At 68.6% G+C, this 17,324-nt stretch carries 14 protein-coding genes; 12 read left to right on the top strand and 2 right to left on the bottom strand.

Translation table 11 applies throughout. The annotated features are described in order from the left end of the window. Nucleotides 1-564 precede the first annotated feature (564 nt). From SOM39_RS04865 to SOM39_RS04845, 5 genes are read left to right on the top strand one after another with little or no spacing between them, the layout of a single operon-like run. Nucleotides 565-1,077, top strand: a complete 513-nt coding sequence (locus SOM39_RS04865; RefSeq protein WP_068853877.1) for a CS1 type fimbrial major subunit — start codon at nt 565-567, stop codon at nt 1,075-1,077. 51 nt (nt 1,078-1,128) lie between these two features. After that, nucleotides 1,129-3,729 (top strand): CS1-pili formation C-terminal domain-containing protein, encoded by a 2,601-nt coding sequence (locus SOM39_RS04860; RefSeq protein WP_320457643.1) that lies wholly within the window; start codon nt 1,129-1,131, stop codon nt 3,727-3,729. Further along, on the top strand, nt 3,729-4,847 hold the full coding sequence (locus tag SOM39_RS04855; protein ID WP_320457642.1) for a CfaE/CblD family pilus tip adhesin: 1,119 nt from the start codon (nt 3,729-3,731) through the stop codon (nt 4,845-4,847). Before SOM39_RS04860 ends, SOM39_RS04855 begins: the two co-directional genes overlap by 1 nt. A 17-nt stretch (nt 4,848-4,864) precedes the next feature. Then, a complete protein-coding gene (locus SOM39_RS04850) occupies nt 4,865-5,563 on the top strand; it encodes a pilus assembly protein (RefSeq protein WP_320457641.1) in 699 nt (232 codons plus the stop codon). 11 nt (nt 5,564-5,574) lie between these two features. Beyond that, a complete protein-coding gene (locus SOM39_RS04845; RefSeq protein WP_320457640.1) occupies nt 5,575-7,224 on the top strand; it encodes a YadA-like family protein in 1,650 nt (549 codons plus the stop codon). 18 nt (nt 7,225-7,242) lie between these two features. On the opposite strand, the gene SOM39_RS04840 is transcribed toward SOM39_RS04845, so the two are convergent. Continuing rightward, nucleotides 7,243-7,890: a hypothetical protein gene (locus SOM39_RS04840; protein WP_068853874.1), complete on the bottom strand. Its 648-nt coding sequence runs from the start codon at nt 7,888-7,890 to the stop codon at nt 7,243-7,245. 157 nt (nt 7,891-8,047) lie between these two features. Continuing rightward, entirely contained in the window at nt 8,048-10,468 is a 2,421-nt protein-coding gene (locus SOM39_RS04835) for a penicillin-binding protein 1A (protein WP_320457639.1), read from the bottom strand. Nucleotides 10,469-10,693: 225 nt separating this feature from the next. On the opposite strand from SOM39_RS04835, the gene SOM39_RS04830 reads away from it, so the two are divergent. From SOM39_RS04830 to SOM39_RS04800, 7 genes are all read left to right on the top strand, one after another. Then, entirely contained in the window at nt 10,694-11,752 is a 1,059-nt protein-coding gene (locus SOM39_RS04830) for a pilus assembly protein PilM (RefSeq protein ID WP_038686523.1), read from the top strand. Continuing rightward, the gene (locus SOM39_RS04825; RefSeq protein ID WP_068853872.1) at nt 11,752-12,591 is read left to right on the top strand and encodes a PilN domain-containing protein; all 840 of its coding nucleotides are present in this window, start codon (nt 11,752-11,754) and stop codon (nt 12,589-12,591) included. Before SOM39_RS04830 ends, SOM39_RS04825 begins: the two co-directional genes overlap by 1 nt. After that, a complete protein-coding gene (locus tag SOM39_RS04820; RefSeq protein ID WP_068853871.1) occupies nt 12,588-13,262 on the top strand; it encodes a type 4a pilus biogenesis protein PilO in 675 nt (224 codons plus the stop codon). The genes SOM39_RS04825 and SOM39_RS04820 overlap by 4 nt, the downstream gene beginning before the upstream one ends. Before the next feature lie 35 nt (nt 13,263-13,297). Next, nucleotides 13,298-13,795, top strand: coding sequence for a pilus assembly protein PilP (locus SOM39_RS04815; RefSeq protein WP_237334367.1), 498 nt, complete (start codon nt 13,298-13,300; stop codon nt 13,793-13,795). A 20-nt stretch (nt 13,796-13,815) separates the two neighbouring features. Then, complete coding sequence (locus SOM39_RS04810; protein WP_320457638.1) at nt 13,816-15,798, top strand: type IV pilus secretin PilQ family protein; 1,983 nt, start codon at nt 13,816-13,818, stop codon at nt 15,796-15,798. A 126-nt stretch (nt 15,799-15,924) separates the two neighbouring features. Further along, the gene (locus SOM39_RS04805; RefSeq protein ID WP_320457637.1) at nt 15,925-16,194 is read left to right on the top strand and encodes a YkgJ family cysteine cluster protein; all 270 of its coding nucleotides are present in this window, start codon (nt 15,925-15,927) and stop codon (nt 16,192-16,194) included. A 92-nt stretch (nt 16,195-16,286) separates the two neighbouring features. Then, complete coding sequence (locus tag SOM39_RS04800; RefSeq protein ID WP_414715846.1) at nt 16,287-17,318, top strand: AAA family ATPase; 1,032 nt, start codon at nt 16,287-16,289, stop codon at nt 17,316-17,318. The last annotated feature ends 6 nt before the right edge of the window (nt 17,319-17,324 follow it).

Genomic DNA, 17,324 nt, shown 5'->3' with positions numbered 1-17,324 from the left:
ACGACCAGGCGTACGGCCTCGTCTCTCATACCTTGGGTTATCTGTCTTGCCACGGGTCACCTCGATGCTTGGATTGATCCTATCGAGTGTCCAGCCGGATTAGACCACCTCAATCCATCCCTGGAGGCTCTTGCGAAACATCCATGTTTCGCAAAGCCCCCGTACCCCCACCCCCGCCGACCCTCTGACAGTCGGCCGGTGACCACGGGAAAAGCAAAAATCACGTCGCCGGCCCTGCACGCAGCATCGTGCAAACGACGGCTTTGGCTTTAGCTCTGGACTTTAGCTGCGCCTTTCGCTTTCAGCTTCCGGCAACACCACGCCGTGCCGCGGCGAGCATAAAGCAGCAACGCGCAACATGCGCACGCGCGCGGGTCGGAATGCTTGCGTTGCTTCCGGTTCGCGCGCGCTGTCGCAGAACGTGCGCGTGCGTGGCGGGTTTAAGAATGGTTGCGTGGGGAGACGTCGCGCACAGAACTAACGTGATCGTGTCGCCGACACTGCACAGCGCAGCGTGGGTGATCGCCTCGAGCGAGGCGTTTTTCAATCATGGGAGAGAACCACATGTACCGCACCCTGAAGCAGGCCGCGTTGGGCCTGGCGATCTTTACCGCCGCACTGTCCGCCCACGCCGTTGAAGCGCACATCACCGTCTGGGCGAACGTCGACCCGACCCTGTCGCTGCTCCGGGCCGATGGCAGCGCGCTTCCCGCTGACGTCGAGATGCCGTACCGCGCCGGGCAGGGACTGAGCAGCTGGAGCGAACGCGTGCGCGTGTTCTCCAACGACACCAGCCTGGATGTCGATGTGCGCCTGGCCGAACCGGCCGTGCTGATGCCCAAGGTGACCGCTGCCGGTGCGGTCGACATCCCGCTCTCGGTTACCCTCAACGGCCGCGAGCTTGGCCTGGCCCCGATCGCGTTCACCGCAGACCAGCTGTTCCAGGGCGCCATTCCCGGTGCCTCCATCGAAATGCCGCTGACCGTGGCCCAGGCCGCGCCCGGTCCCATCACCGCCGCCGGCCTCTACGACGGCCCGGTCAGCCTGGTCCTGGTGCAGAAGGCCAGCAGCCTCTAAGCCATTGCGCGGAAGCCGGCCCTGCGGGGCCGGCGTTCCTGCGCCCCTGCCATGCGCATTCCTGCTCCCGCCCTTGTCCGGCTGGCGGTGGCGCTCGTCCTGGTGCTGGCCTGCGTGGCCGTCCAGGCGGGCCCGGTGCCGGCCGGTTTCGAAGATCTTGTCAGTGGCCAGCGCGAGCGCGTTGAAGTGCGCGCGTTTGGCCGTTCCGCCGGCCTCTGGCCGGCCTGGGTGACGCTGGAGCACGTCCAGCTGGAACAGCCCGCGCAGGTGTTGGCCGCGCTGGGCATGACCACCTCCGCGCAGCAGGCACTGCTGCCGGCGCTGTCCCTGCCGCTGCCGCGCAACAGCCACCTGGCCTGCGTCCATGGCCAGCCACAGCCGGGCTGCGGCTGGCGCCCCCCGTCCGAGGATCCGACCCACATGCATGCCATCTTTGACGAAGGCAACGGCGCGCTGCTGCTGTTTCCCGCATTGCGCTGGCTGCCGCGCGCATCGCCCGGTGCCGACGGGCTGCATGCGCCCAGCGAGCACGCCGAAAATGCGTTGCTGCACCAGCAGACGCTCGCGCTCAGTGGCAGTGGCAGCCAGTACGCCCTCAACGCGCATGGCAGCGCCACGCTGGGCGTCCTGCGCGCCGGCCATGTCGGCGGCAACTGGAACTACGCGCGCCACGCCTGGCCCGGCCAGCGCGCCCGTACGCACTTCCAGTTCGACGATCTGTACTACCGGCATGACCTGGCCCGGCGCCACTACCTGCAGGTCGGGCGCATGGACCGGCGCAACCTTGCCAGCACCCAGGGCGGACAGTTCGGCTTCGGCATGTTGCCGCTCGACCGCTTCGACGGCGTTCGCGCCGGTACCACCCAGGCCTACGTCGATGCCGGCGCCGATACCGGCGCCGCGCCCCTGACCGTGCTGCTGTCGCGGCAGGCGCGCGTGGATGCCTACGACGGCGAGCGACTGCTGCAGACGTTCTACCTGCCCGCTGGCGTCACCGACCTCGATACCCGCCGGTTTCCACCGGGCAGCTATGACGTGACCCTGCGCATCCACGAAGACGGGCGCCTGCTGCGGACCGAGACACTGCCGTTTGCCCGCACCCAGGACTGGGGCGAACCCGGCCTGCAATGGTTCGTGCAGGGCGGGCGAAGCCGCGCCCGCGATGTCCGCCTGGACGCCGGCGACCGCGTCCTGCAGGCCGGCCTGCGCATGCCGCTTGCCCGCCAGCTTGGCATGAGCCTGGGCGTGGCACGCGTTGCCGAGGCCAGCAACGCCGAACTGCGTACCGGTGTCCGCCATCGCCTGGGCAGGCACGACCTGCACGCCGAAGTCGGCGCCCTGGTCGGCAGCGACGGCAGGCGTGGCAGCCAGCAACAGCTCAGTGTGCGCAACCCCGTTTCCTGGAACCTGTACCGGCAGCGCCTGCGCGGCAGCCGTTGTCGCGTGGACTGCGCTGATTCCCTCAGCGCATCGCTGACCGTTCCTTTGTCCGGCGGCAGTCTTTACCTGGGACACAGCCGCAGGCGCACGCTGGTACCCGGCCGCTGGCCCGGTGGCAGCGCCCGCAGCCTGCAGGCCGCCTACGGTCTTACCCGGCAGTGGCGCAGCGTCAGCATCGGCACCCGTTTCGGCGCATGGCGTCAGACCGGGAGTTTCTCCGACCAGGGCCTGCAGCTCTCGGTCACGCTCTCGCGGTTGCAGCACGGCGCAGGCGCCAGCCAGCTGCGCCGCATCGGTGTCGAAGCACGGCGCACGCAGTCCGGTGATGCCGGCCAGCGCCTGCTGCTCGCGCAGTCCTGGCGCCGCGAACAGGACGCGAGCGCGCGCGAGGTGGCCACCGAGGTCAGCGTGCAGGACGCCGCCGACGTCGATGCGCTGCTGGCGGTGCGCACCGCCACGCCGCTTGGCCAGACCAGTGCCGTGCTTTCGCACCACCGGCAGGCGCATGCCAGTGACACCGGGTACAGCCTCAGCCATGGATCGGCGCTGGCGCTGTCGCCGCGCGGCCTGTTCTGGGGCGGCGCGCCCGGTGCCGACGCGGGCGTCGCCGTCAGCGTCGATGATGCCGCTGCCAGCGGGTTCGACGGCGCGGCCGCCGAGGTGAAAGCCGGGGCCAGCCGCCGCCAGGTGCTGCGCTCCGGTCAACGCCGCCTGCTGCCGCTGAGCGGCTATCAGCGCCATCAGGTGGAGGTCCAGGATGCGCCCGGGCACGCACACGACGCCAGCGTGCGGGTGACCCATCCCGGCCCTGCCCAGCAGCCCTTCCTGTTGCCGGGCAGGGTGATCGCATTGCCGGTGGGCGTGGAAGCCACCTTCACCTATATCGGCAGCGCCGTGGACAGGGCCGGTGCCGCGCTGGCCGGTGCGCGCATCCTCAACGCCGCGGTTCCCCGGCTCGGGGCCGACGGCGGGTTCATCGCCGAATTCCCGCAGCGCGAAGCGGTCCTGTACCTGTTGCAGGCAGGTCGCCTGCTGCACTGCCCGCTGCAGGTGCGCGAGCAGCGCAGCGTGGTGCTGCTGGTAGGGCAGGTGGCGTGCACGCCCCTGGCGCGCGACGCGCTGCCCGCCCGCATCGCCCTTCAGCCGCGTGTGCAGCAGTTGCTGGAGGATGCAGCGCCGATCGCGCAGGAGGGGCGATGGAGCGGGCCCTGATGCGCGCCGTCATGCTGGTACCGGCCTTGTGGGTCGCCCAACCCGCGGCGGCGCAGCGGCCCCCGGTCACCACGCCGGCCGCAGGCACCACCGTGACCACGCTGAGCCACGCCTTCGACCGTGCCGCGCCGCAGCCGCTGCCGTTATGGACGCCGCGCACCGTGCTCGGGTTCGACGAGGTGGTGCACGGCCATGGCCGCCTGCATGTCACCTGCACCGATGACCCCGCGCGCGGGCGCTGCCCGCGCAGCGACACCGGCGAAGGACCGACCGGGCGCCAGCCGATCCTGCTGGAGTTCCACGAACCGCGCAGCGGCCAGCGCCGCGACATCGGGGTCAGCGGATGGATGGAACGGGTCGAGTGGGAGCGCAGCTGCAGCGACGACTACTGGGATAAATCCGAGTACCCGCTGTGGACATCGGCAACCCGGGAGTGTCACGTCGCCCCGGCCGGCACCGCCGCGACGTTGCAGGTGGCGGCATCGGACATCGGCGCGCTGGTGGCGGGGCGCTGGCGGGCCGAGCTGCACCTGGACGTGCGCGGTGGCGTGGGCGGCGCGGTACTCGGCCGGCACGTATTCGTGCTGGAGGTCACGGTGACCGATACCGAGCGGGCGGCCATCCACCTGCCCGAGCACGGCGGCTCGGCCGCGCCGATGGACCTGCAGTTGCAGTTGCGGGCCGTACCACCGCCGGCCAGCGTCGGCGGCGAGGCCGTGCTGGACATGTGCCTGTACGACGGGCTGGGTTCCCACAGCAGCCAGCTGGTGCTGGTGGCGCGCGATCGCGGCCCAGACGTGCCGGGGCGGCCACGCGATGCCTTTTCGGTGTGGCACCACGCGGGCGGCCGCGCGCCGCACGAGCGCATCGATTACCGCCTGCAACTGCTGCATGCGGGCACCACGATCGACCTGCACCGGGAGGCGCACACGGTGCTGGCCGGCATCCACAACGCCCCACTGCGGCCGGTACTACTGCCCGGCATGGACCAGCCCGTGCACTGCGTGCCGACCCCGCTCAGCTTCATCACGCCCCGGGTGCCAGCGGCCGAAAAGCGCGACGGACGCTACCAGGGCGATCTCACGCTTGAAATGCGCCTGCCCACCCGACGCCCCTGACGCCGACCGAGACTTCCATGCGCCTGCATCGCCTTTCCCTGCTGCTGTTGCTGCTTCCCGCCCTGCCGTTGTCGGCCAGCCTGGACGTGCACCCCATGCGTGCCCACGTCGACGCGGGCGACACCACCAGCATCCGCGTGCAGGCGCAGTCGCCACGCACCCAGTACGTCAGGGCCACGGTCAAGCGCGTGGTTGCCCCCGCCACCGAAGACGAAAGCGAAGTGGATGAGCCGACCGGCGACGCCGCGGCGATCGCCGTGACGCCGGGCATGTTCGCGCTCGCCGGCGGTGGCAGCCGGCTGGTGCGGGTGATCGCCCTGGCCCCGGTCAAGGAAGAAACCGCGTTCCGGGTGTACTTCGAAGGGGTGCGCGGAGAGGACCCGGAGGCGCGCCCCGATGCCCTGGAGACCCCCGGTGCCACCCTTGGGGTCAGCCTGGTATGGGGCGTGCTGGTCAACGTCCTGCCTGCCGATGGACGGGTCGCGATGCAGGTTGCCGAGGGCCGCCTGCATAACCACGGCACGCTCCGGCTGGGCATCCGCCGGGTCGAGCACTGCGTTGCGGCCGCCTGCATCACCCACGACATCGAACGCAGCGTCTACCCCGGCGCCTCGCTGGCGTTGCCCTTCGAGCCGGTGCCCGGCGCGCGGCTGCGCGTGGATTACCGGCTTAGCCGCGACGGCTACCGCGAACACCAGCAGATCCTGCTGCCTTGAGAGGAAACACCATGCATGTTCTCTACCGATCCTTGTTGTTGATGGTGCCTGGCACCGCGTTTGCGACCGCGTTGCCGCCGCCGGGCGAGGCGGATCCGGCACCTCGCGAACAGAGCACGTCCACGACGACGCACAGCGTGGCCTTCGCCAGCGGGCTCGGCGTCGGCGTGGGCGTGGCCGGCGTGTTCGGCCGCGACCAGGTCCGCGACCGCCTGGTGTACTGCGAAGCGCCCGCGGTGCCGCCGGCGGAGGTTCCGATCGCACCGCCGGGGTGGGCCGATGCGCTGTGGCAGGTCAATCACAACCATGAGCGGATCGCGCGCAACCGGCTGGACATCGACCTGCTGCGCGACGGCGTGCAGGGCGTCAGCGCCGACCTCAGCGACGTGGTGCGTTTCGACAAGGACGCCATCGTGCACCTGCGCGGCTCGCGCCTGGTGGCGCTGGGCGCCGGCGAGGTCAGCGCCAGCAGCGCACACGCGGTCAACGGCGCGCAGCTGTTTGCCGCCGAAGCGCGGGTGGCTGCACTGGAATATGTGCAACGGTATTTCAAGGTCGGATCGGACGAACTGAGCCTGCCCGCGCATGCCGGGTTCCTGGCCACCGCGATGGGCGCCGATGCGCGCGCCGTTGCCAGCGGCTCCACGGCGTACGGCAGCTACGCCACGGCATTGGGCAACAACTCGGTGGCGCTGGGCCGTGCAGCGATCGTCCTGGAAGGGGCCGCAGACGGTTTCGCGCTCGGCACGCGCTCGCGCGTGTTGGCCGAGAACGGCATGGCGCTCGGCGGCTCCACCCAGGTGTGGGCCGACGCCCATGACAGCGTGGCGCTGGGCTTCGGCTCGATCGTGCAGCGCCCCTGGGAGGTCTCGGTGGGCGGGCAGGGCCTGCGCCGACGCATCACCAACGTCCTGCCGGGCATCGCCGCTGATGACGTGGTGTCGCTGCGGCAGCTGTCGGACATGGCCAGCGTGCTCGGCACCAGCGTCAATGCCGAAGGCGGCGTGCGCGGCATGCGTTTCGCGGTGCAGGGCAAGTGGCACGGCACCGTGGCCGGAGCGCTGGATGCGCTGGATTACGCGGTAAGCGCGGCACACCGGGCGCTGGACGACATGGGCGAGCAGGTCGACGCGCTCGCGGCGCAGGAAGGAGCCAGTCTGCCCTCCAGCGTGGCCGATGCCGCCGAGTCGATCACGGCGTCGGCGGACACGACCCACGCCGCAGGCCCGCAGGCCGCTGCCACCGGGACCGCCGTCGCGGCCGACGCGCATGCGGTCGAGCCGGCCGCTGCGACACCGCCGTCGGCAGCGCCACTGCCGCCGGTCGACACCCGCGCCGTGGACGACGCGGTGCAGCGCGCCAACGCGTACACCGATCAGGCCCTGGCCGGCATCGACCGCCGCTTCGACCGCCTCGACCAGCGCATGAATCGCATGGCGGCGATGAGCAGTGCGCAGGCCGCCATGGCCATGAACACCGCGGGCCTGCCCACCTGGAACCGGCTGGGCGCGGGCGTCGGCCATGCCGACGGCGAATCGGCCCTGGCGGTGGGTTACCAGCGCGTACTGGACCGTCGCGCCACCACCAGCGTCAGTCTCAGTGGCGCTTTCAGCCAAGGCGGCGAAAGCAGCGTGGCGATGGGCGTGGGCATCGGCTGGTAGATCCCGCGCGGCGCGTGCTCAGGGGCCGTCCAGATAGCCCCTGATCTCGTCCTCGGCCAGCAGGCTGCGCAGCTGCGCGGCCGAGGCCCGTCGCATCGGTTTCTCGTCGATGCTCGACAGCGGCGGCTGGCGCAGCGCGTCGTAGGGCAGCACCGCCACGTCGAAGGTCAGCCCTTCGGCGGAGAACACCCACACCGGCACGTCCATCGTGCGTTCGCGGTCCAGGCGCAGGCGGCGCATTCGCGACTCGGCCGGGATGCGGTGTTCTTCCAGGAACCGCTGCACGGCATCGGCGTCGTCGCTGTGCAGCTGCAGCTGCACCGGACTGTTGGCGTCCGCGGTGCCGTCCAGCACCGGTCCGCACAGGCGTGGTGCGAAGCCGTGCAGGAATTCCAGCGCACGCAGGCCGGCCTCGCGGCGTTGTCGCAGCTGCGTGCCATGCCCGGGGCCGGCGAACAGGCGCTGGTACTCGCGCAGGGCGTCTTCGATCTCGGTATTGCGCGGCAGCGAGGCATCATCGTGGATGCCCAGTCGCCCGGCGGCTTTCAGCTTGGCCTGGTGGTAATCGCGGATTCCGCCTTCGGCCATCAACCGCGCCGCCTCGTGTGCAAGCCGGTGGCGGCGTTCGCGGGTCTGGCTCTCGGCATGCTGACGGGCCCGATGCATGAGCGATTCTCCCCTTGTACGACCTGCCCCGACTTTACACCCACGTTGTGACGATCAGGACACGCACGGCGTGTCCCTACGCAACCCCAACATCGCTCGACCCCGGATCGTAGTGACACGCCATGCGTGTCAACGCCATGCCGAACGAAGCCGCGAATCAGAAAATATCGAACGCCGCGTCGTCGGCCTGCGGGGTCTGGGTGTTGAAGTCGTACTCGGCCAGCTTCTCCATGTCCTCGACCTTGACCCACTCGGTGGCGCCGTTGAGCGTGGCCTGGACCATCCCGGTCGGCGGCTCGTTCTGCGCGATCGGCGTGTCCTTCAACGCCACCCGCATGTAGTCGATCCAGATCGGCAGCGCGGCGCGGCCGCCGTACTCGCGGTAGCCCAGCGAACGGAAATCGTCGCGGCCCACCCATACGGTGGTGGCGTACGGGCCGCCGAAGCCGGAGAACCACGCATCGCGGTGGTCATTGGTGGAGCCGGTCTTGCCGCCCACGTCCTCGCGACCGAGCACCTTGGCCGCCGTGCCGGTGCCGCGCTGGACCACGTCGCGCATCATCGAGACCAGCTGGTAGGCGGTGCGCGCATCGATCGCCCGCGGCGCGGTGCGCGCGTTCGGGTCTACCGGCACGGCCGGTTCCGCCGCCTGCTGCGGCTTGGCCGGGCCGGCCGGCGCAGGTGCGGCGGCGGCACCGAAGTTGAAGCCGTCCACTACCTGGCTCACCGGCGCCCCGCCACTGGTGCCCACGCATTCGCGGCAGGCCCGGGCCGGGTTTTCCTTGAACACCAGGTTGCCGTCGCGGTCGCTGACCTGGTCGATCAGCCAGGTGTCCACGCGCGAGCCGCCGTTGGCGAACACGGCATAGCCGCGCGCCACCGACAGCGGGGTCAGCGAAGCGGTACCCAGCGACATCGACAGGTTCGGCGGCAGCTCGGCTTCGGCAAAGCCGAATTCGCTGATGCACTTGCGCGCGTACTCCACGCCCATGCCGTCCAGCAGGCGCACCGACACCAGGTTGCGCGACTGCACCAGCGCTTCGCGCAGGCGCATCGGGCCACGGAAGCCGCCGCCGTCGTTCTGCGGCTGCCAGGTCTTGCCGCGGCGGTCGCGGAACACCACCGGCGCATCGAGCACGATCGAGGCCGGGTTGAAGCCCTTGTCGAACGCGGCGGCGTAGATGAACGGCTTGAAGCTCGAACCGGGCTGGCGGCGCGCCTGGGTGGCGCGGTTGAACTTGTTGCCGGAGAAGCTGAAACCGCCCACCAGGGCCTTCAGCGCACCGGTTTGAGCATCCAGCGATACCAGCGCGGACTGGCCGCGCGGGATCTGGTCCAGCAACCACTCGCCTTCCTTCTCGCCGGCGCGCACGCGGACGATGTCACCGCGCTGGACCAGCTTGGCCGGGCTCTTGCCGGTCCACTTGGCGGCCGAGGCGGGCAGCACCACCTCGGTACGGTTGGCCAGCACCACCGTGGCGCTGCCATCGGCGCCGGTGCCGGCCACGATGGCCGGCAACAGCCCGGACTGGCCATTGATACCGCGCAGGTGCGCGGCCAGTGCGGCCGCATCATCGCCCGCGCCCAGCGCCACCTGCTGCTCCACCCCGTGCCAGCCGTGGCGGTGGTCGTAGGCCAGCAGGCCGTCGCGCACGGCCAGGTTGGCGGCGGTCTGCATCTCGGCATTGATGGTGGTGGTGACGTGGTAGCCCTTGTTGAGCACGTCGCCGCCGAAGCGGGCGATCATCTCCTGGCGGACCAGTTCGGCCACGTAGGGGGCCTCGACCTGCAGCGGGGGCTCATGCGCGCTGGCGTGCATCGGCACGGCCTTGGCGGCGTCGGCCTCGGCCTGGCTGATGAAGCCCAGGTTGGCCATGCGCTGCAGCACGTAATAGTCGCGGCGCTCGCGGGCGCGCTCGGGGTTGCTGATCGGGTTGCCGCTGGAGGGGAACTTGGGGATGCCGGCCAGCGAGGCCATCTCGTCCAGGCTCAGCTCGCCCAGCTTCTTGCCGTAGTAGAACTCGGCCGCCGCGGCCACGCCGTAGGCGCGGTTGCCGAAGAAGCTCTTGTTGAGGTACAGCTCGAAGATCTCGTCCTTGCTCAGTTCCTGCTCGATCTTGCGCGCCAGCAGGATCTCGGCCAGCTTGCGGGTGTAGCTGTACTCGGAGCTGAGGAAGAACTGGCGGGCCACCTGCTGGGTGATGGTCGACCCACCCGGGACCCGCTTGTCGTTGGTGGTGGCCAGCAGCCAGACCGCGCGGCCGATGCCCTTGTAGTCCACGCCCCCATGTTCATAGAAGCGGGCGTCCTCGGTGGCCAGGAAGGCCTGCTTCAGGCGCTCGGGGACCTCCTTCATGGTGATCGGGGTGCGCCGGGACTCGCCGAACACCGCCATGAGCTTGCCATCGGCCGCATAGACGTACATGGGCTCCTGCATCTCGATGTCGCGCAGGGTCTGGACGTCGGGAAGACGGGAGGAAATGGCGTAGTACAGGCCCCCGGCGACCGCGGCGCCGATCAGTGCCAGGACCAGGAAGGCGACCAGCAACCAGCGCAGCCAGCGGCGAAGGCGAGTCATCAGTGTCAGATTCCGATTGCGAATTTCGTGGCCGCAGAGTATAGATTACGCAAGGGAACGGCTGGGGTTGTTCCCGGGGAGAGCATTTCGGTCACCGTCAGGGGACGGGTGAAACGTGTCGTAAGTACACGTTTTGCACGTTGATGGTTGCGAATTGCAAAAAAAACGTTATTAATGCGCGGGCGCAAGTTTTGCGTCCAAGTGCCCGTCGGCAGGGGAGAAACCGTGGGGCTTATCCCAAAAAGCCAGTCGCCGCTTATTGGCGTCGACATCAGCTCGACTGCAGTAAAGCTCTTGCAGCTTTCCCGCAGTGGCAATCGTTTCCGCGTGGAACATTACGCTGTGGAACCACTACCGCCGAATGCGGTGGTGGAAAAGAACATCGTGGAAGTGGAGGCCGTGGGTGAGGCCATCCGCCGCGCGGTGAACCGTTCAGGCACCAAGGCCAGGCATGCCGCCGCCGCCGTGGCCGGCTCTGCGGTCATCACCAAGCTCATCCCGATGCCCGCTGACCTGGACGAGAACGACATGGAAGCCCAGGTCGAGCTCGAAGCGGTCAACTACATCCCGTACCCGATCGAGGAAGTGAACCTCGATTTCGAGGTGCTGGGTGCGATTCCCAACAACCCGGAAATGGTCCAGGTGCTGTTGGCGGCGTCGCGGTCGGAGAACGTGGAGCTGCGCCAATCGGCGCTGGAGCTCGGTGGCCTGACCGCCCGGGTGATGGACGTGGAGGCCTTCGCGGTCGAAAACGCCTTCGCGCTGGTGGCCAGTGAACTGCCGATCGCCAGCGATGGCGTGGTCGCACTGGTCGACATCGGTGCCACCATGACCACCCTGAACGTGCTTCGTGGCGGGCGCAGCCTGTACAGCCGCGAACAGGTGTTCGGTGGCAAGCAGCTGACCGACGAGGTCATGCGCCGCTATGGCCTGACCTACGAGGAAGCGGGCCTGGCCAAGCGCCAGGGTGGGTTGCCGGAAAGCTACGAGATGGAAGTGCTCGAGCCGTTCAAGGAAGCCACGGTCCAGCAGATCAGCCGCCTGCTGCAGTTCTTCTATGCAGGCAGTGAGTTCAACCGGGTCGACCACATCGTGCTGGCCGGCGGTTGCGCGGCGCTGGCCGGTCTGCCGGAGATGGTGGAGGAACAGCTGGGCGTGGCCACCGTGGTGGCCAATCCGCTGGCGCAGATGACGCTGGGTCCGAAGGTGCAGGCGCATGCCCTGGCCCAGGACGCCCCGGCGCTGATGATTGCCACCGGTCTGGCGCTGAGGAGCTTCGACTGATGGCAAGAATCAATCTATTGCCCTGGCGCGCCGAGCGGCGCAAGCAACGCCAGCGCGAGTTCATGACCATGCTCGGCTTTGCGGCTATCGCAGGCGTGGTGCTGTCGGCGCTGATCTGGTTCTACTACGACCGCCAGCTCAGTGGCCAGGAGGACCGCAACGCGTTCCTCACGGCCGAGATCGCGCGGGTCAAGGAGCAGAACAAGGAAATCGACCGCCTGGATCGCCAGAAGGACCGCCTGCTGGCGCGCAAGAAGGTGATCGAACAGCTGCAGGCCAAGCGCTCGCAGATGGTGCACCTGTTCGATGCGCTGGTCCGGACCATCCCTGACGGGCTGGTGCTGACCGCGCTGAAGCAGGAAGGCGACATCCTCACCCTGGAAGGGCGCACCCAGTCCAACGCCCGGGTCAGCGCCTACATGCGCAACCTGGAAAGCTCGGGCTGGATGACCAAGCCGGAACTGTCGGTGATCGAAGCCAGGAAGCCGGAAGAAGAGAAGGACAAGCCGATCGGCCCTGTCTCGGACATTTCCGCGCTGCCGTACGTGTTCGTGGTCAAGGTGACGCTGCCCGCGCAGAGCGAAGCGGTCGACGGCATCGCGCCGGATGGCACCGTGGAGGCACCGGGCACCGACCCGAATGCCGCGCCTGCCGCTGCCCCCGCCGTGGCCCCGCTCGCGCCGGCGCCCGCAGGAACTGGCGCACCGGCACCTGCGCCGGGCACTGCTCCGGCACCGGCCGCTGACCCGGCTGCACCGGCGCCTTCGGGCAGCCGTATCGTTCCCGCCCCGGCAACGCAACCGGCGGCGTCCAGCACGCCGCAGAAGGGGGCCGCATGAGCCAGAAGAAAGTCAACCTGAAGGACCTGGACTTCAACAACATCGGCAGCTGGCCACAGCAGGCGAAGATCGTCTTCTGCGCCCTGTTGACCGTGCTGATCGTCGTGCTTTCGTGGTTCCTGCTGATCAGTGGCAAGAGCGACGAACTGGCATCGCTGGAGCAGACCGAAGTCTCGCTGCGCGCCGATTTCGAGAAAGAGCAGGGCCGCGCGGTCAACCTGGAGCCGCTCAAGCAGCAGCTGGCCCAGATGGAGCAGGTGCTGCAGCAGATGCTGCGCCAGCTGCCCAGCAAGACCGAAATGCCGGACCTGATCATCGACATCTCGCAGACCGCGCTGTCCAGCGGCCTGGTCAACGAGCTGTTCCAGCCCGGTGAGGAAGTGCCCAAGGAGTTCTACGCCGAAAAGCCGATCGCCCTGCGCATGGTGGGCAGCTACCACCAGTTCGGTGCGTTCGTCAGCGGCGTGGCTTCGCTGCCGCGCGTGGTCATCCTGACCATGCACGACATCAACCTCAAGCCCAAGGACCCCAAGACCGGCATCACCGCGCGCAGCGGCGCGCTGGAACTGTCGGGCACGGTCAAGACCTACCGTTACCTGGACGACGTGGAAATGGAAGCGCAGGAGAAAGCGGCCGCACAGGCAGCAGGCCCGAACGGAGGCAAGCCATGAACCTGGCCAGCACCGCACGGGTATGTGGCCTGCTGATGCTGGTCCTGTTGGCGGGCTGCGCACGCAGCATCTCCAGCACGCCCGGTGACGCGCCGAACCTGGAAAAGTGGGTCGCCGACGTGCGCGCCCGCCCGGCACCGCCGCTCGAACCGCTGCCTGTCATGCAGCAGTTCGAGACCTTCGAGTACTCCGCGCAGGGGATGCGTGATCCGTTCACCGACGCCTGGGCCAACCCCCAGGCCGGCGGCTCGGGCCTGCGCCCGGATCCGAACCGCCGCAAGGAGCCGCTGGAAGCCTTCCCGCTGGACTCCCTGGACATGGTCGGTTCGATCGGCAAGGGCAGCGCACTGGTCGCGCTGGTGATGGCGCCGGACAAGGTCACCTATCGGGTGCGTCCGGCCGTCTACATGGGGCAGAGCGACGGCCGCGTGACCGGGGTCTTCGAAGACCGGATCGAACTGATTGAACTGGTGCCGGATGGCGCGGGCGGCTGGCTGGAACGGCCTGCATCGCTTGCGCTTGAAGATCAATGAATGATTATGGGGATAGCACGATGACCTTTTCCAACGCCATGCTGCAGCGTCCCGACCGGCGCCCGAAGCTGATCCACCTGTGCGCGCTGGGAGTCGCGCTCATGGTGGCCAATGGCACCCTGATGGCGGCCACGCCGGCCGCTGCAGCCACGACCCAGGGGGTCGGCCCCGCGCCGGCCGCCGCACCGGCCTCGCTGGCGGTGTCCAAGATCGATTTCAAGCGCGGTGAAGACGGCAGCGGCCGGCTGATCCTGCAGTTCGATGGAAAGGGCGCCAACCCGGACCTGCGCAGCCAGGGCAACAGCGTCGTGATCGACGTGGGCAACGCGACGCTGCCGGCGAACCTGCAGAAGTCGATCAACGTGGTCGACTTCGCCACGCCGGTGCAGCGCATCGATCCCAAGCCGTATGGCGGTGGCACCCAGTTGGTGCTGGACACCAACACGGCCTTCGAGTCGCTGGCCTACCAGACCGGCAACGAGTACGTGGTCGAGATCAGCGCCCGCAAGAGCGCCCCGGCCACCGGTGCGATCAACGCCACCACGGTGACCCAGGCGGCCACCGCGGTCGCGCAGCGTGGCTACAGCGGCAAGCCGGTGACCTTCAACTTCCAGGACGTGCCGGTGCGCACCGTGCTGCAGTTGATCGCCGAGGAGTCGAACCTGAACATCGTGGCCTCCGACACCGTCGAAGGCAACGTCACCCTGCGCCTGGTCAACGTGCCGTGGGACCAGGCACTGGACATCGTGCTGCGGGCCAAGGGCCTGGACAAGCGTCGTGATGGTGGCGTGGTGTGGGTGGCCCCGCAGCCGGAGCTGGCCAAGTTCGAGCAGGAGAAGGAAGACGCCCGCATTGCGATCGAGAACCGCCAGGACCTGATCACCGATTACGTCCAGATCAACTACCACAACGCCGCGCAGATCTTCAAAGCGCTGACCGAGGCCAAGGGTATCGGCGGCAGCGGTGGTGGCGGTGGCAGCGGTGGCGGTTCCGGCGGCAGCTCGCAGGAAGACAGCGGGTTCCTGTCCTCGCGTGGCCGCCTGGTGGCCGACGAGCGCACCAACACGCTGATGATCAGCGACATCCCGAAGAAGGTCGCGCGCATGCGCGAGCTGATCAACGTGATCGACCGCCCGGTCGACCAGGTGCTGATCGAGAGCCGCATCGTGATCGCCACCGATACCTTCGCGCGTGAACTGGGTGCCAAGTTCGGCATCACCGGCAGCCGCGACAACGTGTACTTCAGTGGCAACACCAGCACCAACCACGAAAACGTCACCAGCGACGGCGAGAACGCGACCGAGTACCAGGAAGCGCTCAACGAGTGGGCTGCCGGTGGCGGTACCGGTCCGATCCCGGTGCGTCCGCCCCGTACCATCAACACCGGTGGCCTGAACTGGAACCTGCCGGTGGCCGCGGCCAGCAACCCGGGTTCGCTGGCACTGTCGATCCTCAACGCCGGCTACCTGCTGGACGTGGAGCTGTCGGCGATGCAGCAGGAATCGCGCGGTGAAGTGATCTCCAACCCGCGCGTGGTCACCACCAACCAGCGCGAAGCGGTGATCAAGCAGGGTAAGGAAATCGGCTACGTCACCATCACCGGCGGCACTGGAGGCCAGGCGGCGACGCCCAACGTGCAGTTCAAGGAAGTGCTGCTCGAACTGAAGGTCACCCCGACCATCACCAACGACAACCGCGTGTTCCTGAACATGGCGGTCAAGAAGGATGAGGTCGAAAGCTACATCGTGCTGGAAGGCTACGGCCAGGTTCCCTCGATCAACCGCCGCGAAGTCAACACCGCCGTGCTGGTCGATGATGGCCAGACCGTGGTGATCGGTGGCGTGTACGAGTTCACCGACCGCAACAGCGTCAACAAGGTGCCGTTCCTGGGCGACGTGCCCTTCCTGGGCAACCTGTTCAAGAAGCGCAGCCGCAACAAGGACAAGGCCGAACTGCTGGTCTTCGTCACCCCGAAGGTGCTGCGCGTGGCCAAGACCAACTGAGTCGCTGATCCAGCACACGGTGGTAAGCAAGGATCCGGTGCCCGCAAGGGCGCCGGATCTTTTTTTGGCTGTTCGTTCCCCGGGAGCGGTTCAGGGCAGGGCAAGGGCGCCGCGCTATCCTGCCCCATGGCCCAGGCACACTGCTCCGGTTGCACCGCGCAATGCTGCCGGCTTACTGCCGTGCTGGCGCCGTCGGAGTGCGTCCCTTCGAATCTGACCACCGAGATTGCCGATGGCGTGCTGGCCATGGCCAAAAGCCCTGACGGCTGGTGCGTGGCGCTCGACCGCGAAACGATGTCCTGCGGCATCTATGCGGAACGGCCGATGGTCTGCAGGCGCTTTGAAATGGCCGGCCCCTATTGCAGCGCCATCTTCGACGGTGCAGGACGGGCGTAGCCGCGTTCAGGCAATCTTGATCCCGCAGCCCCGCCAGCCCTGCCATCATGTGTGCGGAACCTTACGCCTGTTGCGTGGGTCAGATGGACGCCATGAACCTGCCACCCCCCATGCCCGCAATCGACCCCACGCCCTTCGTTGACACCCCCGAACACGACCGCCTGCATGCCGGCTTCCGCGCATTGCGCGACTCGCTCGCGGCCGAGATCGTCGGCCAGGACGCGCTGGTCGAGCGCCTGCTGACCGCACTGCTGGCCGATGGTCACCTGCTGGTGGAAGGCGCCCCCGGGCTGGCCAAGACCACCGCCATCCGCGCACTGGCTGCCCGCCTGGAGGCCGACTTCTCGCGGGTGCAGTTCACCCCGGACCTGCTGCCCGCCGACCTGACCGGCACCGAGATCTGGCGGCCGCAGGAAGGGCGCTTCGAATTCGTGCCCGGTCCGATCTTCCACCCCATCCTGCTGGCCGATGAGATCAACCGGGCCCCGGCCAAGGTGCAGTCGGCGCTGCTGGAGGCCATGGGCGAGCGCCAGGTCACCGTGGGCCGGCATACCTATGCGCTGCCGGCGCTGTTCCTGGTGATGGCCACCCAGAACCCGATCGAGCAGGAAGGCACCTTCCCGTTGCCCGAAGCCCAGCTGGACCGGTTCCTGATGCACGTGCGGATCGGCTATCCCGACTCCAACGCCGAAGCCGAGATCCTGCGCCTGGCCCGCGAGCGCGCACGTGATGCGCTCGGCACCGCGCCGGCGGCGCCGGCGCGCATGCCGCTGGACGACGTGTTCGCCGCCCGCCGCGCGGTGCTGTCGCTGCACATGGCGCCGGCGCTGGAGCGTTACCTGATTGAACTGGTGCTGGCCACCCGCGACCCGGGCCGCTATGACCCGGCGCTGGCAAAGCGCATCGCCTGGGGTGCCAGTCCGCGCGGCTCGATCGCGCTGGAGCGCTGCGCGCGGGCACGCGCCTGGCTGGCCGGACGCGACTTCGTGACCCCCGAGGACGTGCGCAGCGTCGCCCCCGACGTGCTGCGCCACCGCGTGCTGCCCAGCTATGAAGCCACCGCCGAAGGCTGGGATGGCGAGCGGCTGGTGGCCGAGCTGCTGGCCCGCATCCCGGTGCCTTGAGATCCG

The organism is Stenotrophomonas sp. CFBP8994 (assembly GCF_034044835.1).
GTDB lineage: Bacteria > Pseudomonadota > Gammaproteobacteria > Xanthomonadales > Xanthomonadaceae > Stenotrophomonas > Stenotrophomonas rhizophila_A.
This window is presented reverse-complemented; position numbering and strand designations above follow the sequence as displayed.